The 26,154-nt window shown below is 65.5% G+C and carries 22 protein-coding genes; 10 read left to right on the top strand and 12 right to left on the bottom strand.

The annotated features are described in order from the left end of the window. Positions 1 to 37 precede the first annotated feature (37 nt). The 3 genes from FW760_RS22740 to FW760_RS22730 all read left to right on the top strand — a co-directional run bounded on the left by FW760_RS22740 (position 38) and on the right by FW760_RS22730 (position 3,112). Complete coding sequence (locus FW760_RS22740) at positions 38 to 1,126, top strand: polyamine ABC transporter substrate-binding protein (protein WP_043860898.1); 1,089 nt, start codon at positions 38 to 40, stop codon at positions 1,124 to 1,126. Then, positions 1,123 to 2,427: an NAD(P)/FAD-dependent oxidoreductase gene (locus tag FW760_RS22735; RefSeq protein WP_253087273.1), complete on the top strand. Its 1,305-nt coding sequence runs from the start codon at positions 1,123 to 1,125 to the stop codon at positions 2,425 to 2,427. Before FW760_RS22740 ends, FW760_RS22735 begins: the two co-directional genes overlap by 4 nt. Before the next feature lie 64 nt (positions 2,428 to 2,491). Next, the gene (locus FW760_RS22730; protein WP_058541232.1) at positions 2,492 to 3,112 is read left to right on the top strand and encodes a cell wall hydrolase; all 621 of its coding nucleotides are present in this window, start codon (positions 2,492 to 2,494) and stop codon (positions 3,110 to 3,112) included. Positions 3,113 to 3,125: 13 nt separating this feature from the next. Here FW760_RS22730 and FW760_RS22725 read toward each other — a convergent pair whose 3' ends face one another. The 4 genes from FW760_RS22725 to FW760_RS22710 all read right to left on the bottom strand — a co-directional run bounded on the left by FW760_RS22725 (position 3,126) and on the right by FW760_RS22710 (position 7,348). Next, positions 3,126 to 3,956: a hypothetical protein gene (locus tag FW760_RS22725; RefSeq protein WP_116054825.1), complete on the bottom strand. Its 831-nt coding sequence runs from the start codon at positions 3,954 to 3,956 to the stop codon at positions 3,126 to 3,128. A 169-nt stretch (positions 3,957 to 4,125) separates the two neighbouring features. After that, positions 4,126 to 5,535: a GntR family transcriptional regulator MpaR gene (mapR, locus tag FW760_RS22720; protein WP_043860894.1), complete on the bottom strand. Its 1,410-nt coding sequence runs from the start codon at positions 5,533 to 5,535 to the stop codon at positions 4,126 to 4,128. 39 nt (positions 5,536 to 5,574) lie between these two features. Continuing rightward, a complete protein-coding gene (gene ccoG, locus FW760_RS22715) occupies positions 5,575 to 6,987 on the bottom strand; it encodes a cytochrome c oxidase accessory protein CcoG (RefSeq protein WP_054915116.1) in 1,413 nt (470 codons plus the stop codon). Positions 6,988 to 7,108: 121 nt separating this feature from the next. Further along, positions 7,109 to 7,348, bottom strand: coding sequence for a DUF3203 family protein (locus FW760_RS22710; protein ID WP_054915115.1), 240 nt, complete (start codon positions 7,346 to 7,348; stop codon positions 7,109 to 7,111). A gap of 139 nt (positions 7,349 to 7,487) precedes the next feature. Here FW760_RS22710 and FW760_RS22705 point away from each other — a divergent pair, with 139 nt between their 5' ends. Continuing rightward, the gene (locus FW760_RS22705; RefSeq protein ID WP_043860891.1) at positions 7,488 to 8,006 is read left to right on the top strand and encodes an MgtC/SapB family protein; all 519 of its coding nucleotides are present in this window, start codon (positions 7,488 to 7,490) and stop codon (positions 8,004 to 8,006) included. Between the two features lie 551 nt (positions 8,007 to 8,557). Here FW760_RS22705 and FW760_RS22700 read toward each other — a convergent pair. The 3 genes from FW760_RS22700 to FW760_RS22690 form a co-directional block, all read right to left on the bottom strand. Then, a complete protein-coding gene (locus tag FW760_RS22700) occupies positions 8,558 to 9,457 on the bottom strand; it encodes a hydroxymethylglutaryl-CoA lyase (RefSeq protein WP_104572632.1) in 900 nt (299 codons plus the stop codon). A 20-nt stretch (positions 9,458 to 9,477) separates the two neighbouring features. Further along, positions 9,478 to 9,879 (bottom strand): MerR family transcriptional regulator, encoded by a 402-nt coding sequence (locus FW760_RS22695; RefSeq protein ID WP_043860889.1) that lies wholly within the window; start codon positions 9,877 to 9,879, stop codon positions 9,478 to 9,480. A 166-nt stretch (positions 9,880 to 10,045) separates the two neighbouring features. Further along, the gene (locus FW760_RS22690) at positions 10,046 to 10,972 is read right to left on the bottom strand and encodes a LysR family transcriptional regulator (protein WP_116054822.1); all 927 of its coding nucleotides are present in this window, start codon (positions 10,970 to 10,972) and stop codon (positions 10,046 to 10,048) included. Between the two features lie 150 nt (positions 10,973 to 11,122). On the opposite strand from FW760_RS22690, the gene FW760_RS22685 reads away from it, so the two are divergent. Continuing rightward, the gene (locus tag FW760_RS22685) at positions 11,123 to 12,352 is read left to right on the top strand and encodes an acyl-CoA dehydrogenase (protein WP_043860887.1); all 1,230 of its coding nucleotides are present in this window, start codon (positions 11,123 to 11,125) and stop codon (positions 12,350 to 12,352) included. A gap of 83 nt (positions 12,353 to 12,435) precedes the next feature. On the opposite strand, the gene FW760_RS22680 is transcribed toward FW760_RS22685, so the two are convergent. From FW760_RS22680 to xthA, 3 genes are all read right to left on the bottom strand, one after another. Continuing rightward, positions 12,436 to 13,434, bottom strand: coding sequence for a TerC family protein (locus FW760_RS22680; protein WP_078480753.1), 999 nt, complete (start codon positions 13,432 to 13,434; stop codon positions 12,436 to 12,438). Between the two features lie 160 nt (positions 13,435 to 13,594). Next, positions 13,595 to 14,905, bottom strand: a complete 1,311-nt coding sequence (locus FW760_RS22675) for a substrate-binding domain-containing protein (protein WP_116054816.1) — start codon at positions 14,903 to 14,905, stop codon at positions 13,595 to 13,597. A gap of 85 nt (positions 14,906 to 14,990) precedes the next feature. Then, on the bottom strand, positions 14,991 to 15,803 hold the full coding sequence (gene xthA, locus FW760_RS22670) for an exodeoxyribonuclease III (RefSeq protein WP_043860884.1): 813 nt from the start codon (positions 15,801 to 15,803) through the stop codon (positions 14,991 to 14,993). 149 nt (positions 15,804 to 15,952) lie between these two features. On the opposite strand from xthA, the gene FW760_RS22665 reads away from it, so the two are divergent. The 3 genes from FW760_RS22665 to FW760_RS22655 all read left to right on the top strand — a co-directional run bounded on the left by FW760_RS22665 (position 15,953) and on the right by FW760_RS22655 (position 22,080). Beyond that, positions 15,953 to 16,603 carry a GNAT family N-acetyltransferase gene (locus FW760_RS22665; RefSeq protein ID WP_043860883.1) on the top strand — a complete coding sequence of 217 codons (651 nt, stop codon included), beginning with the start codon at positions 15,953 to 15,955 and terminating at the stop codon, positions 16,601 to 16,603. A gap of 66 nt (positions 16,604 to 16,669) precedes the next feature. Continuing rightward, positions 16,670 to 18,409 (top strand): autotransporter assembly complex protein TamA, encoded by a 1,740-nt coding sequence (locus FW760_RS22660; RefSeq protein ID WP_043860882.1) that lies wholly within the window; start codon positions 16,670 to 16,672, stop codon positions 18,407 to 18,409. Continuing rightward, positions 18,406 to 22,080, top strand: coding sequence for a translocation/assembly module TamB domain-containing protein (locus FW760_RS22655; protein ID WP_104572628.1), 3,675 nt, complete (start codon positions 18,406 to 18,408; stop codon positions 22,078 to 22,080). Before FW760_RS22660 ends, FW760_RS22655 begins: the two co-directional genes overlap by 4 nt. Positions 22,081 to 22,159: 79 nt before the next feature. Here FW760_RS22655 and FW760_RS22650 read toward each other — a convergent pair whose 3' ends face one another. After that, positions 22,160 to 22,540 carry a Mor transcription activator family protein gene (locus tag FW760_RS22650; protein WP_043860880.1) on the bottom strand — a complete coding sequence of 127 codons (381 nt, stop codon included), beginning with the start codon at positions 22,538 to 22,540 and terminating at the stop codon, positions 22,160 to 22,162. Positions 22,541 to 22,995: 455 nt separating this feature from the next. On the opposite strand from FW760_RS22650, the gene FW760_RS22645 reads away from it, so the two are divergent. Further along, positions 22,996 to 23,184, top strand: coding sequence for a hypothetical protein (locus FW760_RS22645; protein WP_043860879.1), 189 nt, complete (start codon positions 22,996 to 22,998; stop codon positions 23,182 to 23,184). Between the two features lie 40 nt (positions 23,185 to 23,224). On the opposite strand, the gene FW760_RS22640 is transcribed toward FW760_RS22645, so the two are convergent. Further along, positions 23,225 to 23,611: a fe2+ zn2+ uptake regulation protein gene (locus FW760_RS22640; RefSeq protein ID WP_088515161.1), complete on the bottom strand. Its 387-nt coding sequence runs from the start codon at positions 23,609 to 23,611 to the stop codon at positions 23,225 to 23,227. 208 nt (positions 23,612 to 23,819) lie between these two features. Between FW760_RS22640 and pvdQ the strand changes: the two genes are divergently transcribed. After that, positions 23,820 to 26,141, top strand: a complete 2,322-nt coding sequence (gene pvdQ, locus FW760_RS22635) for a bifunctional acylase PvdQ (RefSeq protein WP_415378142.1) — start codon at positions 23,820 to 23,822, stop codon at positions 26,139 to 26,141. Positions 26,142 to 26,154: the final 13 nt, after the last annotated feature.

The following is a 26,154-nucleotide window of genomic DNA, read 5'->3' as shown; positions in this document are numbered from 1 at the left end:
GCCGATCATCGATAAAACAATCAGAAGAGGTGTCGATATGCGTCTGTTGAAATCCGTGTTGCCGGTGGCCCTGGGGTTGCTGTGGGGGGCCGCCGCACAGGCCCAGCCGAGCGTCAGCGTGTACAACTGGACCGATTACATCGGCCCCACCACTCTGGCCGACTTTCAGGGGGCGACCGGGATCAAGGTGATCTACGACGTGTTCGACTCCAACGAAACCCTGGAGGGCAAGCTGCTGGCGGGGCGCACCGGCTACGACGTGGTGGTGCCGTCCAACCACTTCCTGGCGCGCCAGATCAAGGCCGGGGCGTTTCTGGAGCTGGACCGCTCGCAACTGCCCAACTGGAAGAACCTCGACCCGGTGCTGCTCAGGAAACTGGAGGACAACGACCCCGGCAACCGCCACTCGGTGCCCTACCTGTGGGGCACCAATGGCATCGGCTACAACGTCGACAAGGTCAAGCAGGTGCTGGGCATCGACCATATCGATTCGTGGGCGGTGCTGTTCGAGCCCGAGAACCTGAAAAAGCTCAGCCAGTGCGGCGTGTCGTTCATGGATTCGGCCGACGAGCTGTTCCCGGCAGTGCTCAACTACATGGGCCTGGACCCGCGCAGCGAAAACCCGCAGGACTACAAGAAGGCCGAGGCCAAGCTGCTGGCGCTGCGCCCGTACATCACCTACTTCCATTCCTCCAAGTACGTCACGGACCTGGCCAACGGCGACATCTGCATCGCCTTCGGTTACTCCGGCGACGTGTTCCAGGCGGCCAACCGCGCCAGGGAAGCCCACAACGGCGTGAACATCGCCTATTCGATTCCCAAGGAGGGCAGCAACCTGTGGTTCGACCTGCTGGCGATCCCGGCCGACGCCACCAACCCCAAGGAGGCGCACGCCTTCATCAACTACCTGATGGACCCGCAGGTGATCGCCAAGGTCAGCACCCTGGTGGGCTACGCCAACCCGACGCCGGCTTCGCGCCAGTACATGGCCGCCGACCTGGTCGACAACCCCGAGGTGTATCCGCCCCAGGCGGTGCTCGACAAACTGTACATCTCCAGCACCCCCACGCCGGCCATCATGCGCTTGATGACCCGCTCGTGGAGCAAAGTGAAATCGAACAAATGAACAACGTGAATGGCAATGCGCAACACGCCCGTTCGTACTACGCAGCGACGGCCAGACGCCAGGCCGACTACCCGACGCTGGAGCAGGACCTGATCGCCGATGTGTGCGTGATCGGCGGTGGCTTCACGGGGGTCAACACCGCCATCGAACTGGTTCGCCGCGGGCTTTCGGTGGTGTTGCTGGAGGGGCGGCGCATCGGCTGGGGTGCCAGCGGGCGCAACGGCGGGCAACTGATTCGCGGCATCGGCCACGAGGTGTCGGGGTTTGCCCGCTACGTGGGGCAGGAAGGGGTGGCCTACCTGCAACGCGCCGGCATCGAGTCGGTGGAGGTGGTGGGCCGCCGGGTGCAGGAGGACGGCATCGACTGCGACCTGCGCTGGGGCTTCTGCGAGCTGGCCAATACCCCGGCGCAGTACGCAGCGTTCCAGGCTGAACAGCAGAGCCTGGAGGCGCTGGGCTATAGGCACCAGACCCGACTCTACGGGCCGCAGCAGATGCACGAGGTGGTGGCCTCGAAGGTGTATGCCGGCGGGCTGCTGGACATGGGCTCCGGCCATCTGCACCCGCTCGACCTGGTGCAGGGCGAGGCGCGCCTGGCGGCGTCGCTGGGGGTGCAGGTGTTCGAGCACAGCACGGTGCTCGAACTGGTGCATGGCCCCACCGTGCAGGTGCGCTGCGCGCGCGGCAGCGTGCGGGCCGGCAGCCTGGTGCTGGCGTGCAATGCGCACCTGGACGACCTGGAGCCACGCCTGAGCGGCAAGGTGCTGCCGGCCGGCAGCTACATCATCACCACCGAGCCGCTGTCGGCACCGCGCGCCGCCGGGCTGATCCCGCAGAACCTGGCGCTGTGCGACCAGAAGGTCGGCCTGGACTACTACCGCCTTACTGCCGACCGGCGCCTGCTGTTCGGCGGGGCCTGCCATTATTCCGGGCGCGACCCGGCGGATATCGCCGGCTACATGCTGCCCAAGCTGCTCAAGGTGTTCCCGCAGCTGGCGGATGTGCGCATCGACTTTCAGTGGGGCGGCAAGATCGGCATTACCGCCAATCGCTTTCCGCAGGTGGGACGCCTGCAGCAGCACCCCAACGTGTTCTACGCCCAGGGCTATTCGGGGCACGGGGTGAACGTCACCCACTGGACGGCGAAGTTGCTGGCCGAGGCGATCCACGCCGGGCATAGCCAGGGCCTGGATATCTTCAGCAAGGTGCCGCACATGACCTTCCCCGGCGGCCCGGCCCTGCGCTCGCCACTGCTTGCGCTGGGCATGTTGTGGTACCGCCTGCGCGAGCTGCTGGGGTAGGGCGGCGCAAATCGCCGGTTGCAGCTACTGTGCATCTATCAGAGGCTCACAAGAAGGCTCGGTCATGCGCTCATTCGCTGCAGTTTGCTGTCTTGCCGTGTGGTTGATCGCTGTTCTGCCGGGCTCTGCCGCCGCGGCGCCGCCTGCGGCGGTAGCCGAAGACAAGGCCCAGGTGCTGGAGCAGAAGGCTGCCGAACAGGGGCGCGAGGCCAGCGTACCCAGCGACCAGGCCATCACCCGCAGCGAAGTGCAGGCGGTCGACCCCAAGGGCGAGGCCGCGCTGGATGACGCGATCACCTGCCTGGCGCGCACCCTCTACTGGGAGGCCAAGGGCGGTGAGGCGGCGGACATGCAGGGTGTGGCCAGCGTGGTGATGAACCGGCTGGGGCACGAAGGGTTTCCGGGCACCGTGTGCGAGGTGGTCAAGCAGGGCATCAAGGAGCGTACATGCCAGTTCTCGTGGTGGTGCGACGGGCGCTCGGACGATGTGGAAGAGCCGGTGCAGTACACCGTGGCCAAGGAAATCGCGCGCAAGGCGCTGAATCAGCAACTGACCGACAGCACCGATGGTGCGATGTACTTTCATGACCGCCATGTGCATCCCGCGTGGGCCAGGACGTACTTGAAGACCGCCGAAACTCCCAGGTTCCTGTTCTACAAGCCGCGTGCGGGGGAGGCCCGTTGAAGGGGCGACGCGGTTACGAGCAGCCCGGGTAGGTGGTGCATTGGCGCCCGTCCATCTCGAAGGTGCTGAAGGTCTGCTGGCGGTAGCTGCAGGAGGCTTCGCCAACCCACTTCCATTGTGAAGCGCAGGGCTTCATGCCATCGCCGACCGGTGACCAGTTCTCGGGGTAAAGCGGCCACTCCTTGTCGATGAGGCGGTACACGAAGCGCAGGTCGGTCTTGTTCAGCTGGGTGTAGGCGACGTTGGCGACCGGGCCGGGGTGCCTGGAGGTCCGCTCCAGGGGTTGCCACTGGCTGTCGGCGGCGAGGCAGTCGATGTCCCTGGCCAGCACGTGGCGCTCATGCCCGGGCACGATGTGGTAGGCCGTGCCGCACAGGCGGCGCACAACCAGCTCGGGGTCTGCGTCGCGTACCGGCCCAGTGCCGTCGGGCAGTGCCGGCAATACCTCGACCCCCGCCAGGCTGTACCGCCCGCTGGGGGACTTGATGCTCACCGTGATGTTGTCCAGTTGCTGGGTGCAACTGCCGATGGTGTAGGTCAGCGGGATCCTGAACGTGACGGTGCGCGCGTCGGGGTGCGCATCGGCCTGGTCGGTGCGGTACTGGTTGGGGCGCGAGCGCATGCCGCCGGTGGCGGGGGAGGCCACGGTGCAGCGGTACGGGTCGAGCGGGGCGTAGCTGGCGTTATAGGTGACGCCGTGGTTGGGCGGGAGTTCGGCGATCAGCGTGGTGCTGCTCAAGCCGTAGTGGCTGGTGGCGCCCACGACGCTTTCCTTGGCGACGAAACCGATCAGGCTGCAGGCGGGCAGCAGGGGCAGGGCCAGTAGCAGGTACAGCGGTTTCATCCGGGGCCATCCGTGGGCAAGTGCGGGAGGGGATGGTGCGCGATTGTGCGGGTGTGGGCAAGGGGCTGCACCGACCCAGTCGCGGGTCAAGCCCGCTCCCACAGGATCACCGCAGTCATGTGGGAGCGGGCTTGACCCGCGATGGGTAGTTGGCCGTCATGCCAGCCCCTCAGAACGACCGCACAATCCGCCCCAGCGTCTCCATCGCCTGCTCCGACTGCTCGGTCCAGGGGCTGCCGTAATTGAGGCGGATGCAGTTGCGAAACCGCCGCGTCGGCGAAAAGATCGGCCCCGGCGCAATGCTGATGCCCTGGGCCAATGCCATCTGGAACAGCTTCAGCGAGTCCATCTGCTCCGGCAGCTCCAACCACAGGAAGTACCCGCCGCTGGGGTGGCTGACCCGCGTCTGCGCCGGGAAGTGCCGGGCAATCGCCGCCAGCATGGCGTTCTGCTGCTCTTCCAGCGCATAGCGCAGGCGCCGCAGGTGGCGGTCGTAGCCACCGTGCTGCAGGTAGTCGGCAATCGCCGCCTGCGCCGGCATCGATGCACACAGCGAGGTCATCAGCTTGAGCCGCTCGATCTTCTGCGCATAGCGCCCGGCCGCCACCCAGCCGATCCGGTAGCCCGGCGCCAGGCTCTTGGAGAACGAGCCGCAATGCATCACCAGCCCTTCGGTGTCGAATGCCTTGGCCGGCTTGGGCGCCTGCTGCGCGTAGTACAGCTCGGCATACACGTCGTCTTCGATCAGCGGCACCTGGTGCACGCTCAGCAGCTCGACCAGCTGCTTCTTTTTGTCTTCCGGCATGCTCGCGCCCACCGGGTTCTGGAAGTTGGTCATGCACCACACGGCCTTGACCGGATGCCGCTCCAGCGTCTGCGCCAGCACCCCCAGGTCGATGCCTTCGCGCGGGTGCACCGGAATCTCCACCGCCTTGAGCTTGAGCCGCTCCAGAATCTGCAGGCAGGCATAGAACGCCGGTGCCTCGATGGCCACCAGGTCACCCGGCTCGGTTACCGCCTGAAGGCACAGGTTCAACGCCTCCAGCGCACCGTTGGTGATCAGCAGTTCTTCCATCGGTAGCATCAAGCCGCCGACCATGTAGCGCAGGGCGATCTGGCGGCGCAGTTGCGGGTTGCCCGGCGACAGGTCGGTGACCACCATGCGCGGGTCCATCTCGCGGCTGGCGCTGGCCAGCGAGCGCGCCAGGCGCGGCAGCGGGAACAGGTTGGGGCTGGGGAACGCCGAACCGAAGGCCACCGTCTGCGGGTCCTTGATCGAGTCGAGGATCGAGAACACCAGCTCGCTGACGTCCACCTCGGTCGATTCGCTGGCCTGCTCGATGATCTGCGGCTCGTTGAACTGGCGCGGGGCGTGGGTGTTGACGAAGTAGCCCGAGCGCGGCCGGGCCCGGATCAGCCCGCGACGCTCCAGCAGGTAGTAGGCCTGGAACACCGTGGACGGGCTGACCCCGTGGGTCTGGCTGGCGTAACGCACCGACGGCACGCGCTGGCCGGGGCCGAGTACCCCGGAGCGAATCAGTTCGGCAATGTCGTCGGCGAATTTCTCGTAGCGTTTCATCATGGCTCTGGGCGGTCTGACTCAGCGGAGTGTATGTGATCAGCGGTTCAAAGGCGCGACAAAACGGCTGCGCGCAAGGCTGCGCACGCTCGGCTGGTCGGTGTCGATGAGTTCGAAGCTGATCTCCTGGGAGCTGCTGGGCGCACGGTCGGCCAGCATCGCCACCGAGACCGGTATATCGCTCATCTCGCTGGCCGCCAGGGTGAACTCGGTCTTGCCATGCAGTTCGAAGCCCTCGGCGTCCACCAGGCGCAGGCGGTAGGTCTGCGGCTGCTGGGTCTTGTTGATGACCTTGAGGGTGTAGATGTTCTCGATCTGCCCCAGGGCGTTCTCGCGGAACAGGCCGCGGTCCTTGATCACGTCCATCGACACCATCGGGCGTTGCTGCAGGGCGATCACCAGGGCGCCGATCATCACCACCAGCACGGTCACGTAGCCCAGCAGGCGCGGACGCATCCACTGGGTGGTGCCGCCTTGCAGGGTGTGCTCGGACTTGTAGCCGATCAGCCCGCGTGGGTAGCTCATCTTGTCCATGATGCTGTCGCAGGCGTCGATGCAGGCAGCGCAGCCGATGCACTCCATCTGCAGGCCGTCGCGGATGTCGATACCGGTGGGGCATACCTGCACGCACATGTGGCAGTCGATGCAGTCGCCCAGGCCCTGGGCCTTGTGGTTGGCGTCCTTCTTGCGCGGCCCGCGCGACTCGCCGCGCTGCGGGTCATAGGCGATGGTGAGGGTGTCCCTGTCGAACATCACGCTCTGGAACCTGGCATACGGGCACATGTGCATGCACACCGCCTCGCGCAGCCAGCCTGCGTTGATGTAGGTGGCACCGGTGAAGAACAGGATCCAGAACAGGCTGACGCCACCCAGCTGCAGGGTGAACAGCTCCTGGGTCAGCGGCCGGATGGGGGTGAAGTAGCCGACGAAGGTCAGTGCGGTCAGCAGGCTGACGCCCAGCCACAGGGTGTGCTTGGCTGCGCGGCGCGCCAGCTTGTTGGGGCCCCAGGGCGCCGCATCGAGCTTGATGCGCTGGTTGCGTTCGCCCTCGGTGACCTTTTCGCACCACATGAACACCCAGGTCCAGGTGCTTTGCGGGCAGGTGTAGCCGCACCAGACGCGCCCGGCGAACACGGTGATGGCGAACAGGCCGAAGGCGCAGATGATCAGCAGCGCCGACAGCAGGATGAAGTCCTGCGGCCAGAAGGTGGCGCCGAAGATGTGGAACTTGCTGTCGGCCAGGTCCCAGAGGACCGCCTGGCGCCCGTCCCAGTTCAGCCAGACGGTGCCGAAAAACAGCAGAAACAGAAAACCCGCGCCACCCAGGCGCAGGTTTCGGAAAAAGCCGGTGAAGCTACGGGTGTGGATGTGTCTGTCGCTGCTGGCGGCCTTCTTCTTGAACGTGGAGGGCTCGGCAATTTCAACGATCTGGACGGGAATTCGTTCGCTCATGGTTCGTCGCTCATCAGGCCTCGATCAGGCCAGAGCACTATGGCGTCCCATCTGTTTGCATAACAGGTGCAGATATCTGGATAAAAACCGTATCAGATTATCCCTTGAAACCCTGCAGCCCTTATATGATCGAGCCCTCCTCGGAGGTCTTCAAATGCCTGCGACTATCCACCGCACCTGCCACGGTGAGCGCGTCAGCCTCTGCCTCGGTGATCGGCACCCGTTGCCCGGCCAGGGTCGCGATCGACATGCGCAGGTCGGCATCGGTGATGATCTGCACCTCTGCCGCTTCACCTTCGATGTTCAGGTCGTCGGCTATCAGGGTGCAGCGCTTGGTGGTTTCGTTGATTTCAATGGGCATGGCGGTGTCCTCGAACGGGGGGCTTACAGCTGTGACCCCGTTGCCGGCCGGGTTGCTGAGCGTGGCCGATCAGCGGTCGACAGCACTCGCGCGCCAGGCTGTTGTCCATCCAGTATCCCCTTGCTGATGGACGCTGCTCATGGACGCCTGGTGGCACCAAGTCTGGTCGACACTGATTGCCGAATTCGCCGATATCACCGATGCCAAGCAACTGACGCAGGTGACGGTGCGCCTGTTGATGGCTGCGCTGCTGGGGGCGGTGCTGGGCTTCGAGCGCGAGCTCAAGGGCAAGGCGGCGGGAGTACGCACGCACATGCTGGTGGCCATCGGTGCGGCGCTGTTCGTGCTGGTGCCGCGCATGGCCGGGGCGGACGACGCAGCGTTGAGTCGGGTGGTGCAGGGGATCGTCGCCGGCATCGGCTTTCTGGGGGCGGGCACCATACTCAAGGGCAAGGAGGACGATGCGGGTCATGTGAAGGGCCTGACCACTGCTGCGGGCCTGTGGATGACCGCCGCCATCGGCGTGGCCGCAGGCATGGGGCGCGAAGCCACTGCACTGGTGAGCACGGTGCTGGCGTTGCTGGTGCTGGGGGTGATGCCGTGGGTGGTCGACCGCCTGGAGAAGCGCAAGCCAGAGGATGACCAGCAGAACGAGTAGGGCAGCAAGCACTGAGGGGAGCCTGGGCTCCCCTCAAATTTTGTTGCGTGTGCTCTTTTTATTATTGGAGGGTGGTCTATTGTTGTTTTTGGCGACCCTTGCCTCTTGTTGCGTTGCGATCCCCATCCGGGATCAAGAGCAAACGTATTTTTTTGAGCGCTGATCGACCTTTATCATTGCTGATCCAACCGAGACGGGCGCTACCTTGGGGTAGTTTTATTGTTCTCTATCAGGTCGCGGGGCACGCCCCCGAAAAGCCATCCACTTCAAAAAAATCTGTTAGCTGCGCCTCTGCCGTGTTGTTCTTGTTATGTCAGAGCCGGTACGTCTTATTTTTATTGGGTTGTCGCATTTTTTATTGTTGTTGTACGAAAGATATAGCAGGTGCCGTGCCAACTTTTCAAAACCCAATAAAATCAATGGCTTGCTGGTTTGGTGGAAAAATCGTCACGGGAAATTGTGCTGATTTGTTTCCGTGTTACCCGGATTTTCCCTGTCGGGTGTGGGGGCGGTAACACTCACCCCCCCATTGGGCCTGTTGCTGCGCACCGTTACCGGGCAGCGCGTGCCCTGGCCACACGCGACCCGCTGGCGCGGCCCAGCACGGCACTGATGCGCTGGCCGGCGTCGATCAGCTTGTCCAGGTCGATGCCGGTCTCGATGCCCAGGCCCTGCAGCAGGTACAGCAGGTCTTCACTGGCCACGTTGCCACTGGCGCCCTTGGCATACGGGCAGCCGCCCAGGCCGGCGACCGAACTGTCGAACACGTTGATTCCCTCCAGCAGGCTGGCGTACACGTTGGCCAGCGCCTGGCCGTAGGTATCGTGGAAGTGCCCGGCCAGCTCGGCACGTGGCACCTGCGCGCCGACCACTTCGAACAGGCGGCGGGTGGCGCCCGGGGTGCCGGTGCCGATGGTGTCGCCCAGCGACACTTCATAGCAGCCCATGTCGCGCAGCTCGCGGGCGATGGGGGCGACCTGCTCGGCATCTACCTGGCCTTGATAGGGGCAGCCCAGCACGCACGAGATATAGCCGCGTACCTTCACCCCGTGTTCGCGCGCCGCGTGCATGATGGGCGCGAAGCGCTGCAGGCTTTCGCTGATCGAGCAGTTGATGTTGCGCTGCGAAAACGCCTCGGACGCGGCGGCGAACACGGCCACCTCCTTGACGCCTGCGGCCAGTGCGTCTTCGAAACCGCGCAGGTTGGGGGCCAGCGCCGCATAGGTGATGCCGGGCTGCTGGCGGATGCTGGCGAACACGTCGGCCGAACCGGCCATCTGCGGTACCCACTTGGGCGAGACGAAGCTGCCCACCTCGATATAGGACACACCGGCGTCGGTCAGGTCATCCACCAGGCGGACCTTGTCCGCCACGCTGATGGGTTGGGCTTCGTTCTGCAGGCCGTCGCGGGGGCCGACTTCGACCAGACGCACATGGGTAGGCAATGACATGGCTAGGGTTCCTGTGGGCCTCAATGGCCGTTTTTCTGATTGTTCAGGGTGGTGGCCAGCGCCTGCTGGCAGCGCTCCTCGGCGGTGTCGAGTTCCAGCTGCATCTGCTGGATGTCGAGCAGTTGCTGTTCGAGTTGGGCGCGGCGCTCGGCGATCTTCGCCAGCATGCTGTGCAGCTGTTTCTGATTGCCGCTGGTGGGGTCGTAGAGTTCGATCAGCTCGCGGCACTCGGCCAGCGAGAAACCGATGCGCTTGCCGCGCAGGATGAGCTTGAGGCTGACCTTGTCGCGGGCCGAATACACACGCTCCAGGCCACGACGTTCGGGGCTGAGCAAGCCCTGCTCCTCATAGAAGCGGATGGCCCGGGTGGTGATATCGAGTTCGCGGGAAAGGTCGGAGATGCTGTAGGTCTGGCTGCTCATTGCATGGCTCGGGGAAGGGGGCATGCGGCTAAGCTACTGGCTGGTTGACGTATACGTCAAGCAGGCATTCGGGATGCCTGTCGCGGGTCACGCCCGCTCCCACAGCTTCAGCGCAGGTCGGGTGGGAGCGGGCTTGACCCGCGATGGCTTCAACGCAGCCCGCAGCTTATGCGCGTGCCTCCCGCTCGTCCTGCGCCACCACCGCCTGGCACAACTCGATCATCTGCTCGCGCATCCAGCGGTTGGCCGGGTCCTGGTCGGTGCTTTCATGCCAGTACAGGTGGGTTTCCAAAGGCGGCACGTCGCCCACCGGCAGGCTCACGTAGTTCAGTTGGTGGCGCCGCGCGAAGCGCTCCGGCACGGTCATCACCATGTCGGTCTGCTGCAGCACCTGCGAAGCCATCAGGTAATGCTGCGAGCGCAGCGCGATCTTGCGCTTGAGCCCCTGCTTGCCGAGCGCCAGGTCCACGTAACCCAGGCCGTTGCGCCGGCTGGAGATCTGGATGTGGGTCAGGCTCAGGTAATCCTCCAGGCTGATCCTGTCCCTGGCCAGCGGGTGGCCCTGGCGCATCGCGCACACGAACGGGTCCTGCATCAGCTTGACGTGACGCACCTGCGGGTCGGTGTTCAGCGGTGCATCCACGGCAAAGTCCAGGCGTCCGGCGGCCAGCTCCTTGGTGGTCTCGCGGCGCTTGCACAGAAAGCTCTCGATCACCACGTTCGGCGCCAGCCGGCGCAGGCGCTGGAACAGCGATGGCAGCACCACCGCCTCGGTAAGGTCGGTCATGCTGATGCGGAAGGTCTTGTTGGCCTGCAATGGGTTGAAGATGCGGCTCTCCTGCACCGACACCCGCAGCAGCGACAAGGCATTGCGCACCGGGCCGATGATGTTCTGGGCCATGGGCGTGGGCACCATGCCCTGGGCCGTGCGCACGAACAGCGGGTCGTTGAAGGTCTCGCGCAGCCGCGCCAGCGCGTTGGACACCGCAGGCTGGGTGATGCCGACGATCTGCCCGGCACGGGTCAGGTTGGCTTCGGTGTAGATCGCATCGAAGACGATGAACAGGTTCAGATCGACCTTGCTGAGGTTCATGGATGCCGCTCTTGTTGGAGTTATGGCCCGATCATATATCGGTTATGAATGTTTATACACGCCGAGAATAGGCTAGGTGGATTTTGCCCGGTGATCTAGCATCCAAGCCAGATCTCTTAAATCACTCGCCTTTCCCAGCAGGTACCGCTCATGGATTTCGCCTATTCACCCAAGGTCCAGGCACTGCGCGAACGCGTCACCGCGTTCATGGACGCCTATGTATATCCCGCCGAGGCGGTGTTCGAACGCCAGGTTGCCGAAGGTGATCGCTGGCAGCCGACCGCGATCATGGAAGAACTCAAGGACAAGGCCAAGGCCGAGGGCCTGTGGAACCTGTTCCTGCCCGAGTCGCAGCTGGGCGCCGGCCTGACCAACCTGGAGTACGCGCCGCTGGCCGAAATCATGGGCCGCTCGCTGCTGGGGCCGGAACCGTTCAACTGCTCGGCCCCGGACACCGGCAACATGGAGGTCCTGGTGCGCTACGGCAGCGAGGCGCAGAAGCGCCAGTGGCTGGAGCCGCTGCTGCGCGGTGAGATCCGTTCGGCGTTCGCCATGACCGAGCCCGACGTGGCCTCGTCCGATGCCACCAACATGGCCGCACGGGCGGTGCGCGACGGTGATGAGTGGGTGATCAACGGCCGCAAGTGGTGGACCTCCGGCGCTTGCGACCCGCGTTGCAAGATCATGATCTTCATGGGCCTGAGCAACCCGGACGGGCCGCGTCACCAGCAGCACTCGATGATCCTGGTGCCTACCGATGCACCGGGGGTGAAGATCGTTCGCCCGCTGCCGGTGTTCGGCTACGACGATGCGCCCCATGGCCACGCCGAGGTGCTGTTCGAGAACGTGCGCGTACCGTATGACAACGTGCTGCTGGGCGAAGGGCGCGGCTTCGAGATCGCCCAGGGCCGTCTCGGGCCGGGGCGCATCCATCACTGCATGCGTTCGATCGGCATGGCCGAGCGTGCCCTTGAGCTGATGTGCAAGCGTTCGGCCGAGCGCACTGCATTCGGCAAGCCGCTGGCGCGCCTGGGTGGCAACATCGACAAGATCGCCGACTCGCGCATGGAGATCGACATGGCCCGGCTGCTGACGCTCAAGGCGGCCTACATGATGGACACCGTCGGCAACAAGGTGGCCCGCAGCGAGATCGCGCAGATAAAGGTGGTGGCACCGAACGTGGCGCTGAAGGTGATCGACCGGGCCATCCAGATTCACGGCGGGGCAGGGGTCAGTGCCGACTTCCCGCTGGCCTACATGTACGCGATGCAACGCACCCTGCGCCTGGCCGATGGGCCGGATGAAGTGCACCGCGCGGCGATCGGCAAGTACGAGATCGGCAAGTACGTGCCCCGGGAGATGCTGCGCAGCGGGCACTGAGCCCGCGTCGATGCCCTCGCGGATCGCCTGCTGACCGGGTGCGGCGGGCCTGATCCGCGAGGGTATCGACACGCTGCCCGAGGCTACTCCACCCGTTTCACCTCCTCGGCCGCCGTTCGTGTCTTGAACAGCGACAGCAGCACGCCACCGGCCAGCAGCCCGAACGTCACGCACAGCGACAGCAGCGGCGGCACCTTGCCGATCAGGCCGTGGGCGAAGATCTTGCCGCCGATGAATATCAGCACCAGCGCCAGGGCGTACTTGAGGTAAACAAAGCGGTGCACCAGCGCCGCCAAGGCGAAGTACAGCGCACGCAGGCCCAGGATGGCGAAGATGTTGGAGGTGTACACGATGAAGGGGTCCTGGGTGATCGCCAGGATGGCCGGCACGCTGTCTACCGCGAACACCAGGTCGGCCAGCTCGATCAGCACCAGGGCCAGGAACAGCGGCGTGGCGTACAGCAGTGCCCTGGGCTGGCCAGCCGGCTTGAGGCGCACGAAGAAGCGCGCCCCATGCAGGTCATCGGTCACGCGCATGTGCCGGCGCACGAACCTGATCACCGGGTTGTGTGCCAGGTCCGGGTGCGTTTCGTGGCGGGTGAACAGCATCTTGAGGCCGGTAAACAGCAAGAATGCGCCGAACAGGTACAGTATCCAGTCGAATTCCTGCACCAGCGCACTGCCCAGGCCGATCATCAGGGCGCGCAGCACCACCACGCCCAGAATGCCCCAGAACAGCACGCGGTGCTGGTAGCGGCGCGGGATGCCGAAAAAGCCGAAGATCATCGCCATGACGAACACGTTGTCCATCGACAGCGACTGCTCCACCAGCAGCCCGGTGTAGAACTCCAGCGCGCTCTGCGCACCCAGCTCCAGCCACACCCAGCCACCGAACAGCAGCCCCACGCTGAAGTAGGCCGAGTACAGCAGCAGGCTTTCGCGCATTTCGATGTCGTGCGGGCGACGGTGCAGCACGCCAAGGTCCAGGACCAGCAGAGCCACCACCAGGGTGATGAACACCAGCCACAGCCACACGGCCGTGCCCAGGAAGTCGTCGAAGAGAAATAACGGCAGAGCGCTCATGAGCCCCTCCTTGTCGTCGTAGTTGTATGAAAACAACTGTGACTCCGACATGGCGGCGATCAGCCGTCAGAGGGGCCCGGTGTCACTGAGCCAAAGCCTAGCTCGCCTCTGGAAAGGGTGAGGGGGGAGGCTGTTACAAATGGTTTCCCGGGTGGGTGGGTCAGTAGACCCAGACTTCCACGCGGCGGTTGCGGATTCGGCCTTCCTCGGCGGCATTGGTCGCCACGGGCATCTGACCGCCCAGGCCCGTCACTTCGCGCAGGTTCACCCCTTCGCGCACCAGTTCGCGGCGTACCGCCATGGCCCGCAGCCGCGAGAGCAGGGCGGCGCGGTCGGGGTCGTCCTTGGCGTCGCCAAACCCCACCAGCACCACGCTGTGCTGCAGCTTCTGGTGTTCGCGCAGGTACTCCAGCACGCGCTGGACATCGCGCAGTGCCTTGTTGTCGAGGCTGGCGCTGCCTTCCTGGAAGCGGAAATTGACATTCAGGCGCCTGGCGTTGGCGATCAACTGGCGGTACTGCGCCGGCATCCCCGGCAAGGCCTGTACCTGGACCGGCCGCACCTGCTGTGCGACGAACCCGCTGCTGGCCACGATGGCCTGGCCCGCTGCGCTCTGGGCGAACTCCACCAGGGCATTGGCCAGCGGGTTGCGCTGGGCGGGTGGCAGGTACAGGTACAGTCGCCGCGACAGCGGGTAGTCTTCGCTGGCCACCAGGGCGGGGGTCGGCAGCATGGCCTGGGAGGTGCCGTCGACGATGGCCAGCACCTTGGCCCCGTGCACCGACGCCAGGCTGCTGAAGCCGATGGCCTGGCGGTCGGCACTGACCTCGTCGGCCAACTGCTCGCCGGACTCGAAACGCCTGGCGTGGCTGGCCAGCGAATACTGTTGGGCGTCCAGCACCAGGGCCTTGAAGGTGTCGAAGGTGCCCGAGCGGTCATCGCGGGCGTAGAGGTGGATCGGCCCGCTGCCGGCGCCCAGTTCATCCCAGGTGGTGATGCGGCCGGCGAAGATCTGCGCCAGTTGCGTGGTGCTCAGCTGGGGCAGCGGGTTGTCCGGGTGCACGATGACGGCCACGCCATCGAGGGCGATGACCTGTTCGGCGTCGGCACTTTTCAGGTCGCCCAGCGCGTGCAGCGCCTGCTGCTCGCTGTCGTTGATCGGGCGTGAGGTGGCCGCCAGGTCGGCGTCGCCGCTTTTGAGCGCAGCAAAGCCGGTGCTCGAGCCATGGGCGGCAATGCTCACGCGCAGTGTCTGACCCTGTGGCGAAACCCCCTGCACCCACACCTCGTTGGGCCGTGCCCCGGGCAGGGTCTGGATCGACCGGGCGCCCTGGGCCTGCAGCAGGCCGCGTACCAGCGCGGGGCCGAGCACGCTGCCCACGGTATTGGAGCCTTGCAGGCGCAGGCTGGCCGGCTCGGCGCAGCACAGCGCCGGCAGCAGGCCAAGCAGCAGACAGAAAGATCGCAACATTGCCGGGGATGCTCTGCACTCAAGATGGTGAGCGCAGATTAAGACAGATCGATGACAGTCCAATGACTGCCATCGAGCGCATGGCTCAGTTCAGTTCCAGCCAGATCGGCGCATGGTCGGAGGGTTTCTCCATGGCGCGCAACTCGTAGTCGACCCCGGCGGCCTTGATGCGCGGCAGCAGTGCCTGGGAGGTCAGGATCAGGTCGATGCGCAGCCCGCGCTTGGGCTCGTCCTCGAAGCCGCGGCTGCGGTAGTCGAACCAGCTGAAACGGTCGGCCACTTCCGGGTGCAGATGGCGGAAGCTGTCGGTCAGGCCCCAGTTCTTCAGGCGCGCCATCCACTCGCGCTCTTCGGGCAGGAAGCTGCACTTGCCGGTCTTCAGCCAGCGCTTGGCATTGTCTGGGCCGATGCCGATGTCGCAGTCCTCGGGCGAGATGTTCACATCGCCCATCACAACCAGTGGCTGGTCGTTCTGGAATCGGGATTCGAGCAGGGCCTGCAGGTCTTCGTAGAAGCGCTGCTTGGCCGGGAACTTGGTGGGGTGGTCGCGGCTTTCGCCCTGGGGGAAGTAGCCGTTCATGATTGTGATGGGGTTGCCGTGCTCGTCGGCGAAGGTGCCCCAGATGAAACGCCGCTGCGCGTCCTCTTCATCGGTGCTGAAGCCCTTGACCAGGCTCAGCGGCGCCTGGCGCGACAGCAGGGCGACACCGTAGTGGCCCTTCTGCCCGTGAAAGTGCACGTGGTAGCCCAGCGCCTGCACCTCGGCCAGCGGGAACTGCTCGTCGGACACCTTGGTTTCCTGCAGGCCGATCACGTCCGGCTGGTGCTTTTCGATCAGCGCGGCCAGTTGATGGGGGCGGGCGCGCAGGCCATTGATGTTGAACGAGACGATCTTCATGGGGGGGCGCAATCCTGAGCAAATCGGGAATGCTAGCCTATGGCGCCCGGCGTGTCAGCACGCGTGGCGTCCTGGCCTATAGTCAAAGGGAACGTTGGCCAGCGCGCACTACTCAGAAAGAGGCATTGAAGCCCACCAGGAGAGTCACCATGTCCGATACCCCTGCCGTACCGGCCGAAGTTCGTCAGCTCGACAGCGGCTACAGCCGTGAGGCGCGCTCGCTGCTGTACCAGGCCTACCGGCATGAGCCGACCTTCCGCTACCTGTTCGAGGCCGATCGCCCCGGCTACGACCATCGCGTGCGCGCCACGGTACGCGAGCTGGTGCGTCAGCATTTCTTCCAGGACCTGCCGGCGCTGGGCCTGCTGGTGCAGGACCGGCTGATCGGCATTGCCCTGATCGCCCCGCCGCAGCGGCGCCTGGGCATCACCGAGAGCTGGGCGTGGCGCCTGCGCATGCTGCTGAGCGCCGGCCTGCGCTGTACCCGGCGCTACCTGGACTACCAGGCCGCGGTCATGGCCTGTGTGCCGGGCGACGCGGTGCATGTGCTGCCGCTACTGGGCATTCACCCGCAGTTCCAGGGCCATCACTATGGCGAACAGTTGCTGCTGGCGCTGCATGACTGGTGCGCCGAGGACGAACAGTCCGAAGGGGTGGTACTGAATACCGGCAATGACCACTACCTCGAGTTCTACAAGCGACAGGGCTACCTGGAAATCGGTGAAATTGCTGTAGGACCAATCCGCGAGCATGTGTTTTTTCATCCCAATCCCCAGCGTTTGCGCCAGGCACAGGCCTGAAGGGGTGGTGTATCAGACCGTCGGCGAGCTGCGGGCAACCGCCAAGCTCTGGTAGCATCCGCGCCTATGACGTATTCAGGACGATTCACCTGCGGGTTGATTTTATGGGTTGCCAGCTGCGCGGTGTACGCACAGAGCGAGCTGGTAGTACGCATCAAGCCCGCCAACAACGAGCTCAAGGCCAACGTCGAAGGCTATATCGGCAGCCTTGGCACCCGCGATGAAGAAGCGCTGCTGCGCTTCAGCCGCGGCGCCGTGGAGCAGGCCAGAAAAGCCGCCCAGGCTCTGGGCTACTACCAGGCGCAGATCGACAGCCAGGTCAAACCTTCGCCCAAGGCCGACAAGGGCCCGCAACTGGTGCTCAGCATCGAGCCGGGCGAGCCGGTGCGCCTGCGCGAGGTGACCGTGCGCGTCGAGGGCCCGGCCAGCGAGATGACGGCCTTCCGGGTTCCTTCGAGCAAGGCGCTGCGGCCTGGGGCAGTGCTCAACCATGGCAACTACGAGGACGCCAAGCGGCTGATCCAGAACCAGGCCTCGCGCTACGGTTTCTTCAGCGGGCATTTCCTGCGCCAGCGCCTGGCGGTCGACCCGGCGGCGGGTGTGGCGGACATCGAACTGGTGTACGACAGCGGCCCGCGTTACCAGCTGGGCAAGGTCCGCTTCGAAGGCGACGCGCCGTTCGACGAGAGCCTGCTGCAACGCATGGTGCCCTTCAAGCAAGGCACCCCCTACGACTCCGAACTGATCGCCGAACTGAACAACGCGCTGCAATCGAGCGGCTACTTCGAAGGCGTGCGGGTCGACGCTGCGCCCACTGCCGCCGTGGCGCAGAGCATCCCGGTAGAGGTGCAACTGCAAACCCGCAAGCCCCGCACCATGGGCCTGGGCCTGGGCTTTTCGACCGACGTCGGGCCGCGCGGCAAGGCCAACTGGACCCGCCACTGGGTCAACCCGCAAGGCCACAGCTATGGCCTGGAAACCGAACTTTCGGCGCCGCGCCAGAACGTCGGCCTGTGGTACGACATACCGCTCGACCCGCCGCTGACCGACAAGCTGCGCTTTGCCGGCGGCTACCAGAACGAAGAGATCGCCGGCACCGACAGCCTCAGCAAACTGCTCACCGTGGGCCCGGAATGGCACAGCAAGCTGCCCAGCGGCTGGCAGCGCGTGGTATCGCTCAAGTGGCAGCGCGAAGAGTACCGTCTGGGTGACGATTCGGGCTTGAGCACCCTGCTGATGCCGGGTGTGAGCTACAGCTACCTGCGCAGCGACAACCGCATCGACCCGCACAACGGCTACCGCTTGCAGTTCGACGCGCAGGTGGCCAAGGAAGGGCTGCTGTCCGACACCAACCTGCTGCATGGCAACGTGCTGCTCAAGGGCCTGACCACCGTCGCGCAGAACCACCGCTTCCTGGGCCGGGTGCAGTTCGGCGGCAGCGCCACCAACGGCTACAAGTCGGTGCCCCCCTCGCTGCGCTTCTTTGCCGGTGGCGACCAGAGCGTGCGTGGCTACGATTACCAGACCCTTTCACCCAAGAACGCCGATGGCGACCGTATCGGCGGGCGCTACCTGGTGGCCGCCAGTGCCGAGTACCAGTACTCGATCGCCGAGAAGTGGCGCCTGGCGACCTTCGTCGACCAGGGCAACTCGTTCAACAGCCTGGAGCTTCCCAGCCTCAAGACCGGCGTCGGCTTCGGTGTGCGCTGGGTGTCGCCGGTCGGCCCGCTGCGGCTCGACCTGGCCAAGGCGCTGGACGATGACGGCGGCATACGTTTGCACTTTTCCATGGGGCCCGAGTTGTGAGCAAGGTGTTGAAACGCGGCGGGCTGGCCCTGCTGGCGCTGCTGGTCGTGCTGGTGCTGGCCGTGGGTATCCTGCTGGGTACCCAGGCCGGCAGCCGCTGGGCCTTGAGCCTGGTGCCGGGCTTGCAGCTGGACAATTTTCAAGGCCGCCTTGGCGGGCAATGGCAGGCCGATCGGCTGATCTGGCAGCAGGGCGAGGACCGGGTCGAAGTGCTTGCGCCGGTGTTTGCCTGGTCGCCCGGCTGCCTGTTGCGCATGACCTTGTGTATCGACCAGCTGCGCGCCGGGCAGGTCAACCTGGACTTCGCCCCCAGCGAGGCAGCGCCCGACAGCGGGCCGCTGCAGTTGCCCAGCCTCCAGTTGCCAGTGGCGATCGAACTGGGCGAAGTACAGGTCGGCCAGTTGCATCTGGACGGCAGCGAGCAGTTGAGCCAGTTGCAACTGGCTGCGCACTGGACCGCCCAGGGCCTGCAGATCGACAGCCTGAACCTGCAACGCGAAGACCTCAGCCTGAACCTCAGCGGCCTGCTGCAACCGGTGGGTGACTGGCCGTTGCAGCTGCAGGGTCAGGTGCAACTGCCGGCCATCGACGACCAGCCCTGGCAACTGGCGGTGCAGATAAAAGGCGACCTGCAGAAAAGCCTCGACCTGCAGGCTGACAGCAGCGGCTACCTGCAAGGGCGCCTGGCGGGTCAATTGCAGCCCCTGGCCGAGCACCTGCCGGCCCAGGTACGCCTGAGCGCCACCGGCTTCAAGCCATCGGCCGGATTGCCGGACACCCTGCAGTTCGAGCAGCTGGAACTCAGTGCCTATGGCGACCTGGCAAAAGGTTACCAACTGGTGGGCGCCGGTCGCCTGCCGGCCGAGCAGGGGCCGATCAGCCTGAGCCTGCGTGGCCGGGTGGATGCCAAGGGCGCCCAGATCGCCGCCCTGGACCTGAGCGCCGCCGCGCAGCAGCGTGTCACGCTCAGCGCCACTGCCGACTGGCAGAGCGGTCTGGTTGCCGATGCCAGCATCGACTGGCTGGACTTCCCGTGGCTGCGCCTGTACCCGCTGGACGAGGCTCCGCAGGTCACGCTGCGGCGCCTGAACGCCAAGGTCAACTACCGCGACGGCAACTACCAGGGCGATTTCAGTGGCGACCTGGACGGGCCGGCAGGTGCCTTCAAGGTCAGCAGCCCGTTCAAGGGCGACCTGGGCCAGGTCAGCCTGCCACAGCTGGCCCTTGAAGCCGGCCAGGGCAAGGTGGCCGGCAGCGTCGCCGTGCAGTTTGCCGAGGGCGTGGCGTGGGACGCGGCGCTGGAATTGTCGGCGCTCAACCCGGCGTACTGGCTGGCCGAGCTGCCGGGCACCCTGGCGGGCCCGCTGCGCAGCAAGGGCGAACTCAAGGGCGACACGCTGCGCCTGAATGCCGACCTGGACCTCAAGGGGCGATTGCGCGGCCAGCCCGCCGTGCTGCAGGCCAAGGCCGACGGTGCAGGCGAGAACTGGACCCTGGGCACCTTGCTGATCCAGCTGGGGGACAACAAGATCAACGGCAGCGCCAGTGTGCAGCAACGCCTAGCCGGTCAGCTTGACCTCAACCTGCCGCGCCTGGGCCAGCTGTGGCCGCAACTGCAAGGCCAGCTCAAGGGTCGGCTCGATGTGGCCGGTACGCTCAAGGCGCCGCAGGGGCAACTGACCTTGCAGGGCCAGCAACTGGGCCAGGCCGAAAACCGCGTGCAACGCCTTGACCTGGACGCCCGGCTGGACAGCGCCCAGCGTGCCCTGATCGACCTGCAGGCCGGGTCGATCCGCCTGGGCGAAACCAACCTGGGCACCCTGACCGCCAAAGGCCAGGGCGACATTGGCAAGCAGCAATTGCAACTGGCCCTCGATGGGCCGCAGCTCAAGCTCGACCTGGGCCTGGACGGTCAGCTCGACAAGGGCAACTGGCGCGGACGCCTGGCCCGCGGCCAGGTGCAGGCGGGCGGGCAGGACTGGCAGCTGCAGGCACCGGCCAGGTTGCAGCGCCTGGCCAATGGGCAGGTGGATTTCGGCGCCCATTGCTGGCGCTCCGGGCAAGCCAGCCTGTGTGGTGAAGACCAGCGCCTGATGCCCGACCCGCGCCTGCGCTACCACCTCAAGCAGTTCCCGCTGCAAAGCCTGGCGCAGTGGTTGCCCAAGGACTTCGCCTGGCAGGGCATGCTCAATGCCGACATCAACCTCGACCTGCCGGCCAGCGGGCCCAAGGGGTCGATCGTGGTGGACGCCAGTGGCGGCACCTTGCGGGTGCGGGAAAAGGATCGATGGCTGGACTTTCCGTACCAGGCGCTGCGCCTGAACAGCACCCTGGGCCCGCGCCGCGTGGACACGCGCCTGGAGTTCGTGGGCGGGCGCCTGGGCGAGCTGACCCTGTCGGCGCGCATCGACCCGCTGGCGCGCAACAAGCCGCTGAGCGGAGACTTCCGCCTGAGCGGGCTGGAGCTGTCGGTGGGCCGGCCGTTCGCGCCGATGGTCGAGCGCCTGGCTGGCCAGCTCAACGGCAGCGGACAGATCACCGGTACGCTGCTGGCGCCCCAGGTCAACGGCAACCTGACGCTGAGCAATGGCGAAGTGTCGGGGGCCGAGTTGCCCATCAGCCTCAGCGACCTCAGCCTGCGGGCACAGATCGCAGGCGAGCAGGTGCAACTGGAGGGCGAGTGGAAGAGCGGCCCGGTCGGCCAGGGCCGCCTGAGTGGCCAGATCGGCTGGGCCCAGGGCCTGGCGGTGGAGTTGCAACTGCAGGGGCAGCGCCTGCCGGTCACCGTCGAACCCTACGCCAACCTGGAGGTGGCGCCGGACCTGAAGATCCACATGATCGGCGAAAAGCTCGCGGTCACCGGCAAGGTGCTGGTGCCCAAGGGCAAGATCACCGTGCGCGAACTGCCGCCTTCGACTGTCAAGGTGTCGGATGACACGGTCATCGTCGGCCACCAGACCGAGCAGGGCAAGGCGCCGATGGCCGTGGCCATGGACATCGACGTGGAGGTGGGGCAGGACAAGCTGGCATTCAGCGGCTTCGGCCTGACCGCCAACCTGTTGGGGCGCGTGCACATTGGCGACAACCTCGATACCCGTGGCGAGCTCAGCCTGGCCGATGGGCGCTACCGCGCCTATGGCCAGCGCCTGACCATCCGCCGTGCGCGCCTGCTGTTTGCCGGGCCGATCGACCAGCCCTACCTGGACATCGAGGCCATTCGCCAGACCGACGACGTGATTGCCGGCATCCGCCTCAGCGGCAGCGCCGAACAGCCCACCACCCAGGTGTTTTCCGAGCCGGCGATGAGCCAGGAGCAGGCCTTGTCGTACCTGGTGCTGGGGCGTCCGCTGGGCAATACCGGCGAAGACAACAACATGCTGGCGGAGGCGGCCCTGGGCCTGGGCCTGGCGGGCAGCGCGGGGATTACCGGCAGCCTGGCATCGAGCCTGGGCATCGAGGACTTCCAGCTCGATACCCAGGGCAGCGGCGACAATACCAGCGTGGTGGCCAGCGGCAAGCTGACCGAGCGCCTGAGCCTGCGCTACGGCGTAGGGGTGTTCGAGCCGGCCAACACCATCGCCTTGCGCTACCTGCTCAGCAAGAAGGTCTACCTGGAGGCTGCCAGCGGTATCGCCAGCTCGCTGGATATCTTCTACAAGCGCGACTTCTGATACGGCCCGTCAAGGGCTGCGCACACAACAACGCCAGGCGCGACCGCTCGCGCCTGGCGTTGTTGTGTGCGGGGTGTGTCTAGCGCGTGTGCGCTTCCTGGCGCCGGATGTTGCCGATCTGGCGCAGGCTCAACCCGTACTTGTCGGCCAGCACGCTGCGTGACTGGCCATTGGAGCTTTCCTGCTGGATCTGCTGGTTGCGCAGCTGGCGATTGAAGTGGTCGGCCTTGGGAATCTCCAGCGCCATGCCGGCGTAGCGCTTGATCAATGCATCCAGCGCTTCGGTTGGCAGGATCTCGGCCAGCGTGGTGCGCTCGCGGTGCTTGGGAATGTACTTGGGGCGGCCGCCGTAGATGGTGGTCAGGCGGTAGGCATGCTCCAGCCCGATGCATTCGATGAGCATCTGCAGTGACTGGGGCAGTTGTTCGATGTCGATCTTGTTCAGGTCACACAGTTCCATGATGACTTCCTTGTTGGCGGTATGAGCGAAGGGGCCACTTCATCGGGTGCCGTCCGTGCCTGAGCATCCTTGCCAGGTGCGGCGCGCCCCACGTCGACAGCGTTGAACTGCCAAGTGGCCTGAAGGAATTCTCGGTCAACCGCCAAGGGGAGATCTAGGCAGCAAGCGGGTCAGGGGAGGTAGTCTTTCCGTACACATTGCGTGAGGAAGTCGGTGGTCTGTTGTAGGAACCAGCGGCGCCAGGGAGGGCGTGGCCGCGTGTCTGCGGCGAGCCTGCTCCAGTGCTGTGGTTCAGGTTGCTCAACCCTGAACGCAGGGCACGGGCACACCTGGCGGATGATTTCAGGTTGTCGCGTCGGGAAAAACCGGGAAACATCCTCCTGCGTGACGTGGCGTTGTATCATGGCCGCCGGCCGCAGTAGGGCCCTCAAACCCGTTGTCGTAAGGATTTTTCAATGACTCAAGCTCAACGCCTGAAATACTCGATCCTGGTTGCCCTGGTGGTGCTGGCAATCATGCTGGGCGGCTCGTACCTGCAGAACGCCGGCGTGATCAGCGAAAAGGTGTTCCAGTACATTGCCATCGGCGTAGCCGTATTGGCCGTGATCGTGAACGGCATCATGCGGCGCAAGGTCAAGTTCTGACCGCTTGCGAGGCTGCGGCCGGCGTCACCCGGCCGTTGGCCTAGCGTGAAACCGGCTGTTCCAGCACCGCGCGAGCCTCGGGGTTGAGGCTGTAGCACTTGTCGCTGCCCAGGCTGATCACACCTTCGACGCACAGGCGCTTGAGCACTTCGCGAACGCTCAGGAACGACAGCGGAATATCCAGCTGCTCGAGCTGGCTGTGCACCCCGCGCACCCCGATACTGCGCCCCTCTCTGGCGGCCGCGTGCAGCGCATCGATGACCTTCAGCCGGATCAGGCTGGTGCGCAGGCCGAATGCCTTGAGCAGTTCGCGGATATGTTCGTTGCCGGCGCGGTCCGGTTCAGCCGCTTCGGGCTTTTCCGGCAGCGGCGCGTGGGCTTTGCGTCTGAAACGCAGCGGTGTGATTGGCTGTTGCTGGTTGTACATGTGAAAACTCCCTTTCCCGAGCCTGTCCAGTTTGCGTGTGGTGCTCTCACTCTATAAGACGAACGAGCGCGGCAAATCTGCATCGGCAAGGCAAAAAATATTGCCTTTATGTAGAGAAAGACGAACGAGCGGCGCAAAAGCGGTAAATTTTCATGATGAAATTCGTCTAGTCAGGATGTTCGTTCACCCTGATGCTGCCGGAGTCCGCGTGTCTGCCAATCGCTCGATCCCCTCGTTCTGCCTGACGGCCCTGCTGGTTGCTCTGAGTTGTTCAGCCCACGCCCGCGAGGCGCCGCCGGGCGAGGCCCGGGCCGAGATCCGCCGCACCAGCTTCGGTGTGCCGCACATCGTGGCCCGCGATGAGCGTGGCCTGGGCTATGGCATCGGGTATGCCTACGCGCAGGACAACCTGTGCCTGCTGGCCAACGAAGTGGTGACCGTCAACGGTGAGCGCTCGCGGTTCTTCGGGCCGCAGGCGCTGACCCTGGAGCAGCGTGAAAACCTGGCCAGCGACGTGTTTTTCACCTGGCTGAACACGCCGGCGGCGGTGTCTGCGTACTGGCAGGCGCAACCGGCGCCGATCCGTTCATTGCTCGAAGGCTACGCGCTGGGCTACAACCGCGCGCTGGCCGAGCGCACTGCCCAGGGCTTGCCAGCCCAGTGTCAGCAGGCCGAGTGGCTGCGCCCCATCACCGCCCTGGACCTGGTCAAGCTGACCCGGCGCCTGCTGGTCGAGGGTGGGGCCGGGCAGTTCGTCGAAGCCGTGGCCGGTGCCGCGCCCCCCGGTGCAGCGGCGGGGTTGCCGGCTGCGGCCTTCAGTATGGCCCAGGCGCGTCAGGCCAACTTTGCGCTTGAGCGCGGCAGCAACGCGGTGGCGATAGGGCACGAGCGTTCGGCCAATGGCCGTGGCCTGTTGCTGGCCAACCCGCATTTCCCGTGGGTGGGTGGCATGCGCTTCTACCAGATGCAGTTGAGCATCCCCGGCAAGCTGAACGTGATGGGCGCCGCGTTGCCCGGCCTGCCGCTGATCAATATCGGTTTCAACCGGCATCTGGCCTGGACGCACACCGTCGACACCTCCCGGCACTTCACCTTGCACCGCTTGCAACTGGACCCGAAAGATTCGACCCGCTACCTGCTCGACGGCGTGTCCACCCCCATGACCCGCCAGCCGGTGAGCGTGTCGGTCAAGGCTGAGGACGGCCAGCAGCAGGTGGTCACCCGCGAGCTGTACGGCACGATCTACGGCCCGCTGGTGCAGTGGCCCGGGCGGCTGGACTGGACCGGGCAGGTTGCCTTCAGCCTGCGTGATGCCAACCTGGGCAACACCCGCGTGCTGCAGCAGTGGTACAGCATGAACCAGGCCGACAGCCTGCAGGCCCTGCAGCAGTCGGTGCAGCGCCTGCAGGGCATACCCTGGGTCAACACCCTGGCGGTGGATGCCAGGGGGCAGGCGTTGTACCTGAACCAGTCGGTGGTGCCCTATGTGGATGCGCCGCTGCTGGCGCAGTGCAGCGACCCGGCGGCGGGCCTGGAACTGATCGTGCTCGACGGTTCGCGCAGCGCCTGCAACTGGAAGGTCGATGCGCGAGCGGCGCAGCCCGGTATCTTCCCCGCGCAACTGCAGCCAAGCCTGCTGCGTGGCGACTTCGTACAGCACTCCAACGATTCGGCCTGGATGGTCAACCCGGCGCAGCCGCTGCGCGGCTACTCGCCGATCATCAGCCGCGAAGACGTGCCCCTGGGCCCGCGCAGCCGCTTTGCCCTGCAGCGGTTGAACCGCCCCGGCAAGATCAGCGCGCAGGACCTGCACCACATGGTCATGGACGACAAGGTGTACCTGGCCGAGCTGGCGCTGCCCGACCTGTTGCAGTGGTGCAAGGGCGCGACGGCCGATCCGCAGCTCAAGGCCGTTTGCGACAGCCTGGCGGCGTGGGATGGCAAGGCCGGCCTGGCCAGTGGCATCGGCCTGGTGCACTTCCAGAACATCCTGCAGGCGTTGCAGGAGCACGGTGAGTTCTGGCGCGTGGCATTCGATCCGGCCGACCCCCAGCACACCCCACGCGGCCTTGCGCTGGAGCGTGCCGAGGTGGCCAGGGCCGTGCGTGCGGCGGCATTGGCGTCGCAGGCGCAGGTGGCCGAGGCCGGGCTGAGTGCGAATGTGCAGTGGGGGCAGATCCAGCAGGCGGGCGACGGCACGCCGATGCATGGCGGGCCGTCGAGCCTTGGGGTGTACAACGCCATGCAGAGCGTGCCGGGCGAGGGGGGCAAGCGCACCGTGATCAGCGGCACCAGTTACCTGCAGGTGGTCAGTTTCGATGACAAGGGGCCGCACGCGCAGGGGCTGCTGGCGTTTTCCCAGTCCAGCGAGGCGGGGTCGGTGCATGCCAGTGACCAGACCCGTGCGTTCTCGGCCGGGCACTGGCACACCATTCCATTCACCGAGGCGCAGATCAAGGCGGACCCGCAGTATCAGGTGCAGGTGATACGTGAGACGGATACTGCAGCTGTAGCCAGCAGCCCACGTTGAGCGTCGGCTGCAT

It is taken from the genome of Pseudomonas sp. 1176_21 (assembly GCF_052850635.1).
Note: the sequence above shows the minus strand (reverse complement) of the source record. Positions and strands in the feature narration are given on the sequence as shown.

What these genes read in the sequence shown, in the direction of transcription:
- FW760_RS22705 (WP_043860891.1), top strand. Translation starts at nt 7,488, where the DNA reads ATGGACGCCTGGTGGCACCAAGTCTGGTCGACACTGATTGCCGAATTC.
- FW760_RS22675 (WP_116054816.1), bottom strand. Translation starts at nt 14,905, where the DNA reads ATGTTGCGATCTTTCTGTCTGCTGCTTGGCCTGCTGCCGGCGCTGTGC.
- FW760_RS22695 (WP_043860889.1), bottom strand. Translation starts at nt 9,879, where the DNA reads ATGAGCAGCCAGACCTACAGCATCTCCGACCTTTCCCGCGAACTCGAT.
- FW760_RS22650 (WP_043860880.1), bottom strand. Translation starts at nt 22,540, where the DNA reads ATGGAACTGTGTGACCTGAACAAGATCGACATCGAACAACTGCCCCAG.
- FW760_RS22735 (WP_253087273.1), top strand. Translation starts at nt 1,123, where the DNA reads ATGAACAACGTGAATGGCAATGCGCAACACGCCCGTTCGTACTACGCA.
- FW760_RS22710 (WP_054915115.1), bottom strand. Translation starts at nt 7,348, where the DNA reads ATGCCCATTGAAATCAACGAAACCACCAAGCGCTGCACCCTGATAGCC.
- FW760_RS22645 (WP_043860879.1), top strand. Translation starts at nt 22,996, where the DNA reads ATGACTCAAGCTCAACGCCTGAAATACTCGATCCTGGTTGCCCTGGTG.
- FW760_RS22640 (WP_088515161.1), bottom strand. Translation starts at nt 23,611, where the DNA reads ATGTACAACCAGCAACAGCCAATCACACCGCTGCGTTTCAGACGCAAA.
- ccoG (WP_054915116.1), bottom strand. Translation starts at nt 6,987, where the DNA reads ATGAGCGAACGAATTCCCGTCCAGATCGTTGAAATTGCCGAGCCCTCC.
- xthA (WP_043860884.1), bottom strand. Translation starts at nt 15,803, where the DNA reads ATGAAGATCGTCTCGTTCAACATCAATGGCCTGCGCGCCCGCCCCCAT.
- FW760_RS22690 (WP_116054822.1), bottom strand. Translation starts at nt 10,972, where the DNA reads ATGAACCTCAGCAAGGTCGATCTGAACCTGTTCATCGTCTTCGATGCG.
- FW760_RS22730 (WP_058541232.1), top strand. Translation starts at nt 2,492, where the DNA reads ATGCGCTCATTCGCTGCAGTTTGCTGTCTTGCCGTGTGGTTGATCGCT.
- FW760_RS22665 (WP_043860883.1), top strand. Translation starts at nt 15,953, where the DNA reads ATGTCCGATACCCCTGCCGTACCGGCCGAAGTTCGTCAGCTCGACAGC.
- mapR (WP_043860894.1), bottom strand. Translation starts at nt 5,535, where the DNA reads ATGAAACGCTACGAGAAATTCGCCGACGACATTGCCGAACTGATTCGC.
- FW760_RS22740 (WP_043860898.1), top strand. Translation starts at nt 38, where the DNA reads ATGCGTCTGTTGAAATCCGTGTTGCCGGTGGCCCTGGGGTTGCTGTGG.
- FW760_RS22725 (WP_116054825.1), bottom strand. Translation starts at nt 3,956, where the DNA reads ATGAAACCGCTGTACCTGCTACTGGCCCTGCCCCTGCTGCCCGCCTGC.
- FW760_RS22680 (WP_078480753.1), bottom strand. Translation starts at nt 13,434, where the DNA reads ATGAGCGCTCTGCCGTTATTTCTCTTCGACGACTTCCTGGGCACGGCC.
- FW760_RS22660 (WP_043860882.1), top strand. Translation starts at nt 16,670, where the DNA reads ATGACGTATTCAGGACGATTCACCTGCGGGTTGATTTTATGGGTTGCC.
- FW760_RS22685 (WP_043860887.1), top strand. Translation starts at nt 11,123, where the DNA reads ATGGATTTCGCCTATTCACCCAAGGTCCAGGCACTGCGCGAACGCGTC.
- FW760_RS22700 (WP_104572632.1), bottom strand. Translation starts at nt 9,457, where the DNA reads ATGTCATTGCCTACCCATGTGCGTCTGGTCGAAGTCGGCCCCCGCGAC.